16 protein-coding genes are annotated in these 14,684 nt (G+C 61.9%); 7 read left to right on the top strand and 9 right to left on the bottom strand.

Features of this window, described 5'->3' with window-relative positions; translation table 11 throughout:
- Positions 1–93: 93 nt before the first annotated feature.
- Positions 94–552, bottom strand: a complete 459-nt coding sequence (locus tag ACNOHI_RS00235) for a hypothetical protein (RefSeq protein ID WP_420472615.1) — start codon at positions 550–552, stop codon at positions 94–96.
- A gap of 69 nt (positions 553–621) precedes the next feature.
- Here ACNOHI_RS00235 and ACNOHI_RS00230 point away from each other — a divergent pair, with 69 nt between their 5' ends.
- On the top strand, positions 622–966 hold the full coding sequence (locus tag ACNOHI_RS00230; RefSeq protein WP_420472614.1) for a zinc ribbon domain-containing protein YjdM: 345 nt from the start codon (positions 622–624) through the stop codon (positions 964–966).
- A gap of 9 nt (positions 967–975) precedes the next feature.
- On the opposite strand, the gene ACNOHI_RS00225 is transcribed toward ACNOHI_RS00230, so the two are convergent.
- From ACNOHI_RS00225 to ACNOHI_RS00215, 3 genes are read right to left on the bottom strand one after another with little or no spacing between them, the layout of a single operon-like run.
- Positions 976–1,758 carry an enoyl-CoA hydratase/isomerase family protein gene (locus ACNOHI_RS00225; protein WP_420472613.1) on the bottom strand — a complete coding sequence of 261 codons (783 nt, stop codon included), beginning with the start codon at positions 1,756–1,758 and terminating at the stop codon, positions 976–978.
- Positions 1,759–1,760: 2 nt separating this feature from the next.
- On the bottom strand, positions 1,761–2,135 hold the full coding sequence (locus tag ACNOHI_RS00220) for a nuclear transport factor 2 family protein (RefSeq protein WP_420472612.1): 375 nt from the start codon (positions 2,133–2,135) through the stop codon (positions 1,761–1,763).
- A gap of 9 nt (positions 2,136–2,144) precedes the next feature.
- Entirely contained in the window at positions 2,145–2,699 is a 555-nt protein-coding gene (locus tag ACNOHI_RS00215; RefSeq protein ID WP_420472611.1) for a flavodoxin family protein, read from the bottom strand.
- Positions 2,700–2,802: 103 nt separating this feature from the next.
- Between ACNOHI_RS00215 and ACNOHI_RS00210 the strand changes: the two genes are divergently transcribed.
- Positions 2,803–3,738, top strand: a complete 936-nt coding sequence (locus ACNOHI_RS00210; protein WP_420472610.1) for a LysR substrate-binding domain-containing protein — start codon at positions 2,803–2,805, stop codon at positions 3,736–3,738.
- 266 nt (positions 3,739–4,004) lie between these two features.
- Here the strand turns inward: ACNOHI_RS00210 and ACNOHI_RS00205 are convergent, their stop codons facing one another.
- Positions 4,005–4,364 carry a PilZ domain-containing protein gene (locus ACNOHI_RS00205; protein WP_420472609.1) on the bottom strand — a complete coding sequence of 120 codons (360 nt, stop codon included), beginning with the start codon at positions 4,362–4,364 and terminating at the stop codon, positions 4,005–4,007.
- Positions 4,365–4,778: 414 nt separating this feature from the next.
- On the opposite strand from ACNOHI_RS00205, the gene sstT reads away from it, so the two are divergent.
- The 4 genes from sstT (at position 4,779) to ACNOHI_RS00185 (ending at position 10,070) form a co-directional block, all read left to right on the top strand.
- Positions 4,779–6,008 carry a serine/threonine transporter SstT gene (sstT, locus tag ACNOHI_RS00200; protein WP_420472608.1) on the top strand — a complete coding sequence of 410 codons (1,230 nt, stop codon included), beginning with the start codon at positions 4,779–4,781 and terminating at the stop codon, positions 6,006–6,008.
- Between the two features lie 22 nt (positions 6,009–6,030).
- Positions 6,031–7,398, top strand: a complete 1,368-nt coding sequence (locus ACNOHI_RS00195) for a sodium-dependent transporter (RefSeq protein ID WP_420472607.1) — start codon at positions 6,031–6,033, stop codon at positions 7,396–7,398.
- A 295-nt stretch (positions 7,399–7,693) separates the two neighbouring features.
- On the top strand, positions 7,694–9,247 hold the full coding sequence (locus tag ACNOHI_RS00190) for a methyl-accepting chemotaxis protein (RefSeq protein WP_420472606.1): 1,554 nt from the start codon (positions 7,694–7,696) through the stop codon (positions 9,245–9,247).
- A 184-nt stretch (positions 9,248–9,431) separates the two neighbouring features.
- Complete coding sequence (locus ACNOHI_RS00185) at positions 9,432–10,070, top strand: tRNA-uridine aminocarboxypropyltransferase (protein ID WP_420472605.1); 639 nt, start codon at positions 9,432–9,434, stop codon at positions 10,068–10,070.
- A 9-nt stretch (positions 10,071–10,079) separates the two neighbouring features.
- Here the strand turns inward: ACNOHI_RS00185 and ACNOHI_RS00180 are convergent, their stop codons facing one another.
- From ACNOHI_RS00180 to ACNOHI_RS00170, 3 genes are all read right to left on the bottom strand, one after another.
- Positions 10,080–10,460, bottom strand: a complete 381-nt coding sequence (locus ACNOHI_RS00180; protein ID WP_420472604.1) for a DUF1801 domain-containing protein — start codon at positions 10,458–10,460, stop codon at positions 10,080–10,082.
- A 77-nt stretch (positions 10,461–10,537) separates the two neighbouring features.
- A complete protein-coding gene (locus ACNOHI_RS00175) occupies positions 10,538–11,746 on the bottom strand; it encodes a cyanophycinase (protein WP_420472603.1) in 1,209 nt (402 codons plus the stop codon).
- Between the two features lie 207 nt (positions 11,747–11,953).
- On the bottom strand, positions 11,954–12,694 hold the full coding sequence (locus tag ACNOHI_RS00170) for an alpha/beta fold hydrolase (RefSeq protein WP_420472602.1): 741 nt from the start codon (positions 12,692–12,694) through the stop codon (positions 11,954–11,956).
- Between the two features lie 335 nt (positions 12,695–13,029).
- Between ACNOHI_RS00170 and blaOXA the strand changes: the two genes are divergently transcribed.
- The gene (gene blaOXA, locus ACNOHI_RS00165; RefSeq protein WP_420472601.1) at positions 13,030–13,830 is read left to right on the top strand and encodes a class D beta-lactamase; all 801 of its coding nucleotides are present in this window, start codon (positions 13,030–13,032) and stop codon (positions 13,828–13,830) included.
- Positions 13,831–13,876: 46 nt separating this feature from the next.
- Here the strand turns inward: blaOXA and ACNOHI_RS00160 are convergent, their stop codons facing one another.
- Positions 13,877–14,326: a carboxymuconolactone decarboxylase family protein gene (locus tag ACNOHI_RS00160; RefSeq protein ID WP_420472600.1), complete on the bottom strand. Its 450-nt coding sequence runs from the start codon at positions 14,324–14,326 to the stop codon at positions 13,877–13,879.
- Positions 14,327–14,684: the final 358 nt, after the last annotated feature.

Below are 14,684 nucleotides of genomic sequence, written 5' to 3'. Positions count from 1 at the left end.
AGATGATTTCAATGAGTTTGACGCATCGCCTTTCATGTTCCCTCCCCCTTGCAGGGGGGGGAACATGAAAAAGACTGCAACAACGCAACACATTCATCCAGGCGAGGATGCACGGCAGCGTCGCAATTCCTCGCTGACGGCCTTTATTTCAGCCGCATGCTCCGCGTCCGTCATGACGGCGCGCTCGCCTGTCGCCTTGTCTCCCCAGCGCAGCCGCCGTCCGGACTGCAACTGCTCCATCGCGCGCTGGGCGCTGGCGCATCGCTCCTTCATCGCCTGCTGTTGCAGCTGACGCTTCTCCGCATCGCTTTCCGCCTGTTCGCGCCGCAAGCGGCGCTCCTGGAACGCCCGCTCCTGCGCCTGCCAGTCCTGCTGCGGCGCTGCGGAGGCCGCCTCCCTGGCCCTGAGTTCTTTCTGAGACAGGGTGCCGGGCGGGCAGACCGAGGCAAATTCCTTCCGGCCCTGGCTGTCGATGCATTCCAGGACCTGCGCGTGCGCGCCAAAGGTGGTCAAGCTGGCAAGAAAGAATGGAATGAATGCGCAACGACGCACGGCCGGCCTCCCGAAAGTGGTTGTCGGGGAAGTATACTTGCGTCCTTTACCCATCTCCCGGATTTCTCCATGAGTGCTCTCCCCCCCTGCCCCAAATGCCATTCCGAATTCACCTACGAGGATGGCAGCCAGCTCATCTGCCCCGAATGCGCCCATGAATGGCCGGCGCAGGCCGCCGCCGAATCGCCGGAAGAAGGCACGAAGGTGTACCGCGACGCCGCCGGCAACGTGCTGCAGGACGGCGACACCGTGACCGTGATCAAGGACCTGAAGCTGAAAGGCGGCGGGGGTGTCGTCAAGATGGGTACCAAGGTCAAGAACATCCGCCTGGTCGACAGCGACCATGACATCGACTGCAAGATCGACGGTTTCGGCTCCATGAGCCTGAAATCCGAGTTCGTCAAGAAAGTGTAATCACACGGCCTACTTCCCTGTCCACACCGGCCGCGTCTTTTCGACAAAGGCCGTTGTGCCGATGCGGAAGTCCTCCGTCGCCGCAACAAGCCCGAAGAAATCGGCGCCCAGCGCGGCGGACTCCTCCAGCGTCATGTTCAGCCCGCGGTGCAAGGCCTCCCAGGTCAGGCGCACCGCGTGCGGCGATTGCGACAGCACCTCCCTCACGAAAGCCTCGGCGTCCTCCATCAGGCTGCCGGGCTCGGACACCGACTGCACGAGGCCGATGCGCAGCGCTTCGTCCGCATCGATGGCCCGTCCGCGCAGGAGCATCTCCGCTGCGCGCCCCTTGCCGACGAGTCGTGCGAGCCGCGTGGTGCCGCCGAAGCCGGCAACCGCGCCGATGCGTACTTCGGGGTGGCCAAGTTTTGCCGTGTTCGACGCTACACGGATCATGCACGACTCGGCCAGTTCGAGGCCGCCGCCGAAGGTCAGTCCGTTCAATGCGGCGACCACCGGCTTGCCGAGATGTTCGATCATGCCGGTAATGCGGACGGCGAGATGGGCGAAGTCGCGTACCTCCGTCGGCGTCGCGCTGCGCAAGTAACCGATGTCCGCGCCGGCCGAGAAGGCGATGCCGGCGCCGGTCAGGATCACCGCCCGGACGGCTTCGCGCTCGCGCACCGCGTCGAGCAAGCGCCCGATTCGCTGCAGCATGGCGACGTTAATGGCATTGAGCACGTCGGGCCGGCTGAGCGTGATGACGGCAATGCCATCCCGCTCCTCGTAGAGAACGCATTCTTCTGTTTTCATGATCAATTCTCCTGGTGTGGAACATCGGTGAAAACCTTGCTGACGATGCGCCACCTGCCCGCTTCCCGCACGAAGGACAGGTAGTCGGTGTAGTCGTAGCCGAGCATCGGGCAATGCACTTTTGCGAAGGCGATTTCGTGCGTCACCTCGACGGCGATCGGCTTCATCCGGTACGCCTCACCCAGTGCCTGGGGCGACTGACGATTCGCCACGATGGCAAGGTATTCCTCGAGCCGTTTGCAGCTCGGTGCTCCACGCACTTCCGCAAAGAGCACCGCCTTTGGGTGGAACACCGAGCGCAGCAGGTCGACATCGCCGCGATATACGCCCGTGCAGTACGCGTCGATCACGGCAAGCACTGCCTCATGGTCTCGCATGGCGCACTCTCAGGCGAGCCGTTCGGCCGCGGCACGCACCCGCTTGCCGAACAACACCGCAGTACGCAGGTCGCCCTGCACCATCTCGTCCACCGACGCGTCGGACGGCGTGGCCGTCGCCAGTCCGGCGAACGACGACAGATAGTTGATGTCGTCGCGCGTGGACGCCTTCGCATTGCTCGGCATCATGCCCGTGCCGGCCCACAACATCCCGTGCTGCTGCGCCAGCGTGAAGAGCGTTGTAAGCGTCGTCTGCTTGTCGCCCGCGACCGAGGCGGAATTGGTGAACGCCGCTCCGAGCTTGTCCTTCCACCCCTGCGCCGCCCATACCTTCGACGAAGTGTCGGCAAATTTCTTGAACTGCCAGCTCACGTTGCCCATGTAGGTAGGCGAGCCGAAGATGATGGCGTCGGCATGCGCCAGCCTGTCCCAGCCGTTTTCCGGCAGGTTGCCGTCGGCGTCGATCGGCAACAGCGCGCCGCCGCTGCCCTCGGCCACGGCCTCCGCGATCTTGTGCGTATGGCCGTAGCCGCTGTGATAAACGATGACGATGTTCTTGCGCATGATGTTCTCCCGGTGGGTGATTGCGTTAAGGGCCATCTTATTTACCCTTTCGACGGAGATAAATATAGAATCAGGCACAACATTCATTACATGACGTAATAACATGAGCCGACATTTCGACAGCCTGATGCTGGGCAGCATCGAGCTCTTCTGCAAGACGGCGGAACTGCAAAGCTTCACCGCGGCCGCCGCACAGGCGGGCGTGACGCAGGCGGCGGTGAGCCGTTCGGTGTCGCGGCTGGAGGAGCGGCTCGGTGTGCAGCTGTTCGTCCGCTCCACGCGCAGCGTGCGTTTGACGGACAGGGGCCGCGCCTACTACGAGCAATGCCGGCAGGCGCTGGGGCAACTCGTCGAGGCGGAGCGCGAACTGACCGGCGAGCAGGCAGTGGCGGCGGGTCTCGTGCGCATCAGCCTGCCGACGTCATACGGGCACTTCCGCGTGCTTCCCATCCTGTCGCGCTTCCGGCAGAAGTATCCGCAGGTCAGGCTGGAGATCCAGCTGACCAACCAGAACGCCGATCTTGTCGCGGACGGCATCGACCTCGCCATCCGCGCGCGCAATCCACCCGACTCGGGCCTGATTGCCCGTCCGCTGGAAGACGGCGAACTCGTCATCGTCGGCGCGCCGGCCTACCTGAAGCGCAAGGGGACGCCGAAGATGCTGGATGATCTCCAGCGGCACGAGTGCATCCAGTTCGAACGGCCGCTCACGGGGCAGCCCATGCCTTGGCTGGTGCGTGTGGATGGCGAGACCGCGGATCTGACCACGGGCGGTTCGGTGTGCATCACCGACGACGTGATCGGGCTCGCGACGGCCGCGCGTGGCGGAATGGGATTGATCCAGACCTACCGCTTCATCGTCGCGGAAGATCTGGCGAAGGGAACGCTGGTGGAAGTGCTGCGCCCTTTCGGTGGCGCTTCGCGGCCGTTCACGCTTCTGTATGCGGCCAATCGGCATATGCCGCATCGTGTACGGGTGCTGGTGGAGTTCCTGCTGGAGAATTTGCGTGGTGGCGGGCGCGGTCGCTTAACGAAGTAGGCTGGGATCCTATGCCCGCCTACGGCCTAATCTGTGCCCATATTTTTGCAACATAAGTAGGAAGGCGGGTGACTACGGTCGAACACCGTCCAAACGTATCCCCTCATTCCCGCGCAGGCGGGAATCCATGCTGAGTTTGCATCGATCACCTCACTGGGGGTTCCCGCCTTCGCGGGAACGACGGGGATATGGCAGCGAAAAGTCATACGCAGTGTGCGCCGACAAGCAATTCGGCATGTTGCAAAGATATGGGCACAGGCTAGCGCCTACGGCCCGACGCCGAGCATCGAAGACTGCGACTGGATTTCCTGGATCAACAGCCGACTGTAGCTGTCCATGTCGAGCAACTGGACGCCTGTCCGGAACAGGTGCCCGCAGGGACAGGAATAGATCACGCGCGCCCAGGCGTTCAGGCGCACGGGCTTTCCGCCATACGGCGAGTCAAAGGAAATCATGCATCGCGTATCCGAGGGCAGCGGCGAACTGAAGGCCAGACCGATCCCTCCCTCCGCGATATCAAGGATTTCGCAGGGAGCGACAATGGCGGGAGCGAGCAGCAGCTTCGCGTCGACATGAAACGTGGTACGTACGAAGCGCCGAGCGTCAGCTGTTCCGTAGTTATTCATTGCGGGTCGTGCACTTCATTACAGGTCAAATGTCTTTCAGGAAAGATTTTCCTACTGTAAGTGTGCGTTTCCTTATGCACATAGTTCTTTGATTTAAATCAACATTGCCCGAGCGAACGCCGGGTTGGACTTGAACCGACCGGGGACTTCGACGCGATCTCGGCAACACGTCCAGTGTGTTGCATTCCAGCATTTCATGCGACACATCAAGTATTCGTCCAGGCAACACGTGGTAAAGTCACGCGCGATCCTTTACCGAGGATAGAAATCCTGCGTCGGACCGGCAATCCCGGCTCCCTGCCAACCCTTATCAAGTCGTCACCGCAAGATTCCCCTCGCATTTCATGCTTCAACCGGCGCATCCTCGCCGGCTGTTGCCGTTTTTTCATTACCGTTACACGCACCTCGCATACTATGGCAACCACCCTCACCGCTCCCGTATTCGGCCTGCTCAACCGCATGGGCCTCGTTACGCAAATTGTCATCGGCCTCGTCGCCGGCATCGTCCTGTCGCAAGTGTCGCCCGCAGCTGCCTTGTCCGCCGGCTTCCTTGGCAATGTGTTCATCTCTGCACTGAAGGCCGTCGCCCCCATCCTGGTGTTCGTCCTCGTGACGGCGTCCATCGCCAACCACAAACCCGGCCAGCAAACCCACCTGCGCCCGATCCTCATGCTTTACCTGATCGGCACCTTCTCGGCCGCCGTGGTCGCGGTGATTGCCAGCTTCGTGTTCCCGTCGACGCTGGTGCTGACCGCCGTCGACAAGGCTGCGACGGCGCCAGGCAGCATCGTGGAAGTGCTGCACTCGCTGCTGACCAGTGCGGTGGACAACCCGGTGAACGCACTTCTGAAAGGCAACTTCATCGGTATCCTGGCCTGGGCAGTCGGGCTTGGCATCGCGATCCGTCATGCGAGCAACACGACACGCGTCGTATTCAGCGACCTGTCGGATGGCATTTCTCTCATCGTGAAGGCAGTGATCCGCTTTGCGCCGCTGGGTATCTTCGGTCTCGTCTCGGCCACCTTCGCCGACGCGGGCCTGGGCGCGCTGGTCGGCTATGCCCAACTGCTCGCAGTGCTGGTCGGCTGCATGCTGTTCATCGCGCTGGTGGTCAATCCGGCCATCGTCTGGTGGAAGATCCGCCGCAATCCCTATCCACTGACGCTCACCTGCCTGCGCGAAAGCGGCATCACCGCCTTCTTCACGCGCAGCTCGGCGGCCAACATTCCGGTGAACATGGAGCTGAGCAAGCGTCTCGGCCTGCATGAGGATACCTACTCCGTGTCCATCCCGCTCGGCGCCACCATCAACATGGCCGGCGCGGCGATCACGATTACCGTCCTGACGCTGGCAGCCGTCAACACGCTCGGCATCAGCGTGGACATCCCGACCGCCATCCTGCTCAGCGTCGTCGCATCGATCTGCGCCTGCGGCGCATCGGGCGTGGCGGGCGGATCGCTGCTGCTCATTCCGCTGGCATGCAGCCTGTTCGGCATTTCCTCCGACATGGCCATGCAGGTTGTGGCCGTCGGTTTCATCATCGGCGTGCTGCAGGATTCCGCGGAGACGGCGCTCAATTCGTCCAGCGATGTGCTGTTCACCGCCGCCGCCTGCATCGCGCAGGAAGACGCCGCAAAACAGTAATCAACGATCGCAGGCAATCATCATGTCCCAGCAACAAACCACGGCAAAACGCGACGGCTTCAGTTCAGGCTTCGGCGTGCTTGCCGCGACCCTCGGCTCGGCCGTCGGCCTCGGCAATATCTGGAAATTCCCGTACCTGACCGGCGCCAACGGCGGCGCCAGCTTCCTGCTGGTGTACCTGCTCGCCACGCTGCTGGTCGCGCTGCCGGTGATGATTGCCGAGATCGCACTTGGCCGCAAAGCCAAGGCCAATCCGATCAGCGCGCTCCTGGCGCTGGCGCCCGCGCGCCAGCCGTGGTGGCTGATCGGCGCGGCCGGCATGGTCGCCTCCTTCCTGATCCTGTCTTTTTACTCGGAGGTGGTCGCCTGGGTGTTCGCCTACATCCTGAAGGCGATCTCCGGCTCGGTACTGAGCAGCGACCGCGCGGTGACGGAAGCCGCGTTCGGCTCGCTCATCAGCGATCCCGTCCAGTCGCTGGTATGGCAGTGGGTGGTCCTCGCGACCATGGGCGGCATCCTGATGCTGGGCGTGACCAAGGGCATCGAGGCATTGACGAAGAAGCTGATGCCTTTGCTGTTCCTGCTGCTGGTGCTGCTGTGCGCGGTGAGCCTGTCGCTCGACAAGGCGCGCGAAGGCCTCGCCTTCCTGTTCCATCCCGACTTCAGCAAGCTGACCGCGGCGACCGTCCTGACTGCGCTCGGCCTTGCCTTCTTCAAGCTCTCGATCGGCATGGGAACGATGATGACCTACGGGAGCTACTTCCGCGACGACCAGGACATCCCGGCCACCGCGTTCCGCGTCATGTCGGCCGACCTGTGCGTGTCCCTGCTGGCCGGCATCGCAATTTTCCCGGCGGTGTTTACCTTCGGCTTCGAGCCGGCCGCCGGACCGGCGCTGGTGTTCATCACCATCCCCGCCGTGTTCTCGCAGATCCCGATGGGCCAGGCGCTGATGGTGGTGTTCTTTGTCCTTACGGCGATTGCGGCTACGGGGGCGACGCTGTCGCTGATGGAAGTGCCGGTGCTGATTCTCCAGGAACGCTTTGGCCTGTCGCGGCGCAAGGCGACGGCAAGCACCCTCGGATTACTCGCGCTGACCGGTTCGACCTGTGCGCTGACCAACAGCGCGCTGTCGGGCTTCACACTGTTCGGGCTGAACATGTTCGACCTGTTCGACTTCGTCTCGTCGAACCTCATCCTGCCGGCGGGCGGCATCTTCATCGCGCTGTTCGTGGGATGGGTGTGGGGCTTTGACCAGCTCCGCCGTGCGCTGTCGAACGAAGGCCGGCTCAATAATGGAAAGCTGGCCGGCGTCGTGTTCTTCCTGCTGCGCTATGTGTCGCCGCTGCTGATCCTGCTGGTAATGTTGAAGGGACTGAACCTGTTCTGAAATACGCCGTTTTTCAGCCGGACACCGATGGCAGTTCCGGCAAAGAGAGCAAAGCCACCGATTCGACACCGGTGGCTTTTTCTTTTCCTGGATTCGGGTATTTGTTGTTCTTCTTTCCACCCTACCCTGCCGACTTTGATCTGGATCATGGATGGAAAAAACTTGATTTATATCATGTCAGCCTTCGACCTCCACGATCACGCCGGCGCCGCTGCCGCAGTAGCCGCGCCCGCCGGAGGTGGTATGCCCAGCCTCGTTTTCTTGCTTGGGCGCCCTACACTCATTAAAGGAAGCAATGCGCACCAACCTGCCAGTTACCCAGCGTGAAGTCGAGTTAAGCGACGGCGCCATGCTCGTGTCGACGACCGACGCGCAAGGCCGCATCACCCATTGCAACGCCGTCTTTGTCGCTGTCTGTGGCTACGACTACAACGAGCTGCTCGGACAGCCGCACAACCTGGTGCGGCATCCCGACATGCCGCCGGAAGCATTCCACGACATGTGGTCCACGATCGGCCGCGGCCGCCCCTGGTCGGGCGTGGTGAAGAACCGCTGCAAGAACGGCGACCACTACTGGGTGCTGGCAAACGTCACCCCGGTGGTTCGCAACGGCAAGAATGTCGGTTATATCTCGGTGCGGACCAAGCCGACGTGCGCGCAGATCGCCGAGGCCGAAGCCCTGTATCAGCATCTCCGCAATCCCGGCAGCAGCGGGCCACGCGTGCGCCTGCATGCCGGCGGCGCACGCAAGCTGGGCTGGCGCGACTGGCCCCAGCGCTTCTTCCGCCTCTCGCTGACCCAACGCATGGCCGGGGCGCTGGGCCTATGGCTTTCTGCCCTGCTGGCCACCCACCTGGCCGGGGCCGGCACGGCGTTCAGCCTGGCACTTGACGCCGCGGTACTGGTGCTCGGTGCAGCCGGTGTGCTGGGCTGGTTCCACTGGACGGTGGCCCAGCCCCTGAAGCACTGCACCCGTCAGGCTGCACGCATCGCCGGCTGCAATCTGGAGGGCGACATCTCCTTCGACATGCGGCACCCGATCGGCCAGCTGATCCGGAACATTCGCCTGATCAATCTGAACATGCAAGCGATCGTCGAGGATGTGCGGACGGAAGTATCCAGCATCACGGCAGCCGCCGAGGAAATTTCCCAAGGCAGCAACCACTTGGCCGAGCGTTCGGAAGACCAGTCGTCCAGCGTGGAACGGACCGCATCGGCGATGGAAGAGATCACCTCGGTGGTGCAGCAGACAGCGAGCGCGGCGCGACAGGTGGAAAACAACACCCAGGAAGTGAGCCGCACGGCCAGCACCGGCGGCGCCTCGATGGCCGACCTGGTGAAGACCATGAAGTCGATTGACGATGCGTCAGGGCGGGTCACCGAAGTCATCAAGGTGATCGAGAGCATTGCCTTCCAGACCAATATCCTCGCGCTGAATGCGGCGGTGGAAGCGGCACGGGCGGGTGAAATGGGCAGGGGTTTTGCAGTGGTTGCCTCCGAAGTACGCACCCTCGCCAATCGCAGCGCCGAATCGGCCAAGGAAATTCGCGCCTTGATCACGGCGTCCAGCGAGCAGGTCGACCAGGGTTCGCATCACGTCAACTCGGCGGCGGAGATCATCAGCTCCATGGTGCGCTCGGTATCGGACGTCACCACGCTCGTGCAGGAGATTACGCAAGCGGCCAACGAGCAATCGAAGGGCGTGAGCGAGGTCAATCGCGCCATCAGCGACATCGAAAGCACCACGCAGCAAAACGCCGCCCTGGCCGAGCAAAACGCCGCCACCAGCGAAACGCTTAAACAACAGGCCGGCACGTTGCGCCGCGCGGTACAGATCTTCCACTGCTGATCGACGGCGCGGCCTGCACGCGTCTTCGTCCCGGTGCTGTATTCTGGGGCTGATGCATCGGTTGCAAGGGCAGTAGGCTGGGATGAAATTCCAGCACTGCCTGGCCACTCTGACGATCGCCGGGATTTCATCCCAGCCTACCGGGCTACCGCGCTCCATCACATGCAAACGCTGCCGTAACGCAATGACCCGAACCAAACGCCTTGTTTGCGACCGTTGCATGCGCCCGCAACGGACCTGCATCTGTCAGTGGTGCACGCCGATTGCGCACACGGTCGACGTGCTGATATTGCAGCATCCGTCAGAAGTCGAGCAGGCCAAAGGAAGCGCCCGTCTGCTCAACCTGAGCTTGCAGAACAGCCGTTTGCTGGTCGGCGAAGCGTTTGACGAGCAGGATTTACAGGCGCTGCTGCGCGAGCCGTTCACGCCAGGGGGCCAATGCCGGCACCCCATCCTGCTGTATCCCGAGTCGCCGGAAGGGGCAAGCATGGCGCGGCCGGCAACGTCGGCGGATGTTCCCTGGACCGAGCCGGAAAAGTTGCGGCTGGTGGTGCTCGACGGCACCTGGCGCAAGAGCCGGAAAATGCTCTACGCCAATCCGTCGCTGCAATCGCTGCCGCGTCTGTCCCTGCGCGATACGCCCGCGTCGCGCTACCTGATTCGCAAGGCACACGGTGCACATCAGCTCTCCACGCTGGAAGCCACGTGCCATGCGCTGATGCAACTGGAAAGGGACGGTGCCAACTATGCGCCGTTGCTGGACGCCTTCAGCGGCTTTGTTGCCCAGCAGCTGTCGTACCGGGATGGCGATATGCCTGCATAGGCCGGGATGTCAGCCCTCAGTCATGCTCCGGTTCAGGGCGACGGCTGCGCGGACAAGCGCCTGGAACGCTTCCTCATCAAGCTCGTCGCCCTGCTTCAAGTCGATTGCCCGCCGGTCCTTGCCATCCAGGCCCGCATTGAACAGTCCTCCCGGGTCACGCAATGCTGCGCCTTTCGCAAAGGTGAGTTTGATCTTGTCCTTATAGGTCTCACCGGTGCAGATGATTCCATGATGAGACCAGACCGGAACGCCGGACGGGTTTGAAGGCTTCCTCCACTTGATCTCCTCAACGGCTTGCGGATCGGCTCGCTTGATGAGATCGCGGACGATCGAAAGCAACTCGGTTCGCCAATCGCTCATCGGCGGCAATGCATTCCTGGTTTCACTCATCGACCAAGCCTTTCATCTGCGTTAACACCCTGTTAAACGGCACGCTTGATGCGAACGGAAGATGATCCTGTCCGCCATCAATAGGAAAAGTTGCTGAGAGTGCCATTGACAATCTGTGCCTCCTTGAACGGGAGACTGTCCCAGTTCGAAAAGTTGAACGGCTGGCTGTCGGTGATTTTGCGCACCGTGATGCCACGCATTGTCAGCGGACTTCCCGGAACACACGTCTCGGGCGCTATCGATGGTCGCAGCAGGTAGGCCGCGTTCGTCCCCGGAGCGCCGGGATTGCTCACGCGTACTGCGGTCTGCGCGCCGGCGGGGCCTTCGATGAGGAGCGCCGTCTGTATTGCCAAGCCGATCGCGCGTGCCGCGTCCTGCGCGTTCGCGGTGCCGGACAGGATGCCGCCTGCGCAGCCGGTTGCGCCGTCGGACCGGACGAGACGCGCCATGAACGTCATCAGCCGCCCCATCCGGTCACGCTCATCCAGATGGGCATCGACGATGGCCGTCTCCAGCCCCGGTGCGACGATAAACCCCGGCTGCGCAAGCGGCTGCGGTTCGATCGTCATGTACTTGTTGAACGGATCAGCCAGCGCTTGCGCCGATGTCACCGAACCGCGCAGCGCGGCGAAGTCGAAACGGGGCAGGATCATCATGCCGGCGGAGGTGCCGCCAATCGGCACATTGCGCGCACGCGCCTGGTCAAGCGTCTGCTCGAGCGCCGTCCCGCGCCAGTTCTTGTAGTAGTCGGACTGATCGCCGCCAGCGATCCAGATGACATTGGCGCGGCCGACGATCTCGTTGACCTTCGCATCATTGGCGGCATCCGGCGACGGAATGACCAGCGTCTCCACTGACGACAAGCCGAGTGCGGCGCCGCCCACCGAGCCGGGTTGCGCCGTGCCGGTGGAGGTGCACGTCGGGTAGTTCGAGTAATACACGTAACAGTTGTACCCGTCCGCTCCCGTCGCGCGAATGATCACGAAGCGTCCACCGGAGCTCTGGGTAATGCCGGCGCGATCGATCATCCAGCGGAATGCCGCGTCGACATCACTGTCGCCCCCCATGAGAACGGTAGATGGCGATGAGGGCTTCTTGCGGATGACAGGAGTCAGCTCGGGGTTGCCGGTGACATAGTAGGCATAGGACGTCTTGCCACTGACATTTTTTCCGCCGCCGGAGATTTTGTCGGAGCCGGCATGTGCCTGCAGGCCGACGAGCGCAATCGCAGCGACAAGCGCATGAACCAGGCGAAGGGCGTGCTGACGAAAGAGTGCAACGTGCATGGCGTCTCCTTGATCTTGCGCGGACAAGGTCTTTACTATGCCGCAATTTCAATCCGGGTATCGGGGCGATGCACGCCACATTTGCGCAGGGTTAAACACCCGAATGCCGGCAAGAACGGAAAGAACGGTCAAATTTGATCGAGAAAGCGCTCGATCTCGGCATTGACGATGTCCGGATGTGTCACTGGCGCCATGTGCCCCAAGCCCTCAAACGTCACCACGCGCACGTTGGGAAGTGCAGGAATCAGGATGTCGGCGACCGCGTGCGCCGAGGCCGTGGAGCGCTTGCGCCGAGGCCGTGGAGCGCTTGCCCATCATGTACAGGACCGGGACATCGATCCCTTGAAACGCGGCGATACCTGCGGGTTCGGTGAACAGCGCATGGGCCCACCTGCGTACATTCACCACGGACTGCGCAATCGGCTGGCGTCGCTGTTCAGGCATGTTTGCCCACGTGCCGGATCCCATCCAGTAGTCGATAAAGGCTTGCGCGGCCAGATGCGGTTCACCGGCATCGAGAAAGGCGGCAGCAGCGTGGACGGCATGGCGAATGCCGTCTGCCTTGTTGGGCGGCGGCGCCGAGGCGTCGACGAGTGCGAACAAGGTAGGCTCGTACAGCGCCAGCGCACGTACACGGTCGGGATGCATGAGGGCCGCCTTGAGTGCAACGGCCGCGCCATACGAATGGCCGACCAGTGTGACTGGCGACTGTCCCCTTGCCAACAGCGGCGCGATGAGCGCGACCTCGTCGCCAAGCGATATGACGCGATCAGAATTCCACTCCGGACTTTTTCCGGCGCCATAGGAGTCCGGCGCCAGGATGTGATACCTGGGCGCGAGGAGATCCATCATGGCGCGCCATTGACCAGAACTGCTGGCGTTGGAGTGAATGCAGACGATCGGTCGGCCGGAGCCGGCTTCACGGAAAAATGGCGAGGAAGGATTCATGGTCGCTCCACCTGATACTCGGACGTCAATACGCGTGCTCGGCAGGCACGTTGCGGACGCGCACTTCGGGTACGGCATTTATCGCCGGGAACACGGGGGATAAGTGCTCGCTTCCGAGGAACCGGCGCTCCATTCAGTATGCACGCAATCAGGATTTAGGGAACCCGCACGGGCGCTTTGTCTTGCAACGATTGCGCTTTGGGAAGATTGCGAAACGCTGATCCGTTTCGACGTCGCATGGCAATTAATGCAAAGCAATGACACTCGCTGGCGATCGTCTGGATCTTATCGCGGCCTGCCGTACCGTCTCCCTCTGCTTTGATAGAATCGCCGCCATGAATCGACGCCACTTGATCGTTTGCGCATTGTCCCTCTTCCTGTCATCCGGTGCGTTCGCTGCATCACGCTCGCAGGAGCGCCCTGACTGGTCGGGTTTCTTCTCCGAGGCCGACGCGCACGGCACCATCGTTGTTATCGATGCCCGCGGGAAGAATGACGTGGCGTTTGTGTTCAATGCGGAGCGCGCGAACCGTCGCTACTCGCCGGCGTCAACCTTCAAGATTGCCCATAGCCTCTTTGCCCTGGACGCAAAGATACTGCGCGACGAGTTCCAGGTCATTCCCTGGGATGGCGTCAAGCGTCCGATCGACGCATGGAACGAAGACCAGGACCTGCGCTCAGCCATGCGCAATTCGACCGTCTGGGTCTACGAACGATTCGCACGCGAACTCGGCGACAAGCGCGAGACCGATTACCTGCGAAAAATTGGGTACGGCAATGCGACGATTACGGGGGATAAGCCTTTCTGGGTCCAAGGTGACCTGGCAATATCCGCCAATGAACAGATCGCATTCTTGCGCCGTCTTTATCAGAACGCATTACCGTTTCGCGCCGAGCATCAACGTCTCGTCAAGGACGTGATGATCAATGAAGCCGGTCGAGACTGGATACTGCGGGCCAAGACCGGGTGGAGCGGAAAGATTGGCTGGTGGGTAGGCTGGGTCGAGTGGCCGACCGGGCCGGTGTTTTTCGCGTTGAACATCAACACGCCGAACAGGTTGGCCGACCTCCCGAAGCGGCAGGGCATCACGCGCAACATCCTTCGCTCCATCAATGCGCTACCGCACGCGCAATGAATTGTGACAGCGCCTTCTGCCAAACGGATTACCTTCAAACAGGACTTCAACTCCTTGCGCGAGGCTTCAGACGGAAGCTGACGCCGAGGCGGTTGATCGCGTTCATGGCCGCAATGGTCAAGGTCAAGTCCACCAAGTCCTTCTCGCCGAACGCGGCCAGCGCGGCTGCGTAGGCTTCGTCGGAAGCGTGTGTTTCGCTCACGCGCGTGACTTCCTCCGACCATGCGAGCGCGGCACGCTCTTGCTCGGTGAAAAGATGTCCGCATTCGTGCCAGACCGAAACCAGCACAGCCTTGTCGACCGTCATACCCTCATTGATCAGGTCGCGGGTGTGAATGTCGATGCAGTGCGCGCACCCGTTGATCTGCGATACGCGCAGGAAGACAAGATGGATGAGCGTACTGGACAGGTTCGTGTCGTTAACGACATAGTGATGCAGGACGCCGATTGCCTTTGCCCCCTCGGGGGAAACAGCGAACCAATTCGCGCGATTCATGATGTTCAATCCTTTCAAGACGTGGTGTTCGATGGCCGGGAATTTGGCCTATCCCACCTAAGACGGATGACATCCGCGCGTTGTGACAGAGCACGAGAAAAATTTCATCGAACCGATTGGTTCGGGCCTGCTGGCACCCGTGAGGGCCGGGGTGAATAGGCAAACAGTCAACCCTTCCCAAGGTGACGACGAACTGGAACAGTCGCCCCATAGCGGAAGCGCGGCTTCCTCCTACGCGGTCGTTCGATGCAGCGCCATCGAAAACCGACTCGGATCAGCAGCGGTTCGACGCAGTCTCTTATCCAACGGTGGCAGTTGGAGCGGAATGCCGTGGGGCAGTAGTCCGTGTAAAGGTTGG

It is taken from the genome of Noviherbaspirillum sp. ST9 (assembly GCF_048799745.1).
Taxonomy (GTDB): Bacteria; Pseudomonadota; Gammaproteobacteria; order Burkholderiales; family Burkholderiaceae_D; genus Noviherbaspirillum.
The sequence above is the reverse complement of the archived record's forward strand: the minus strand, read 5'-3'. Positions and strand labels throughout refer to the sequence as shown.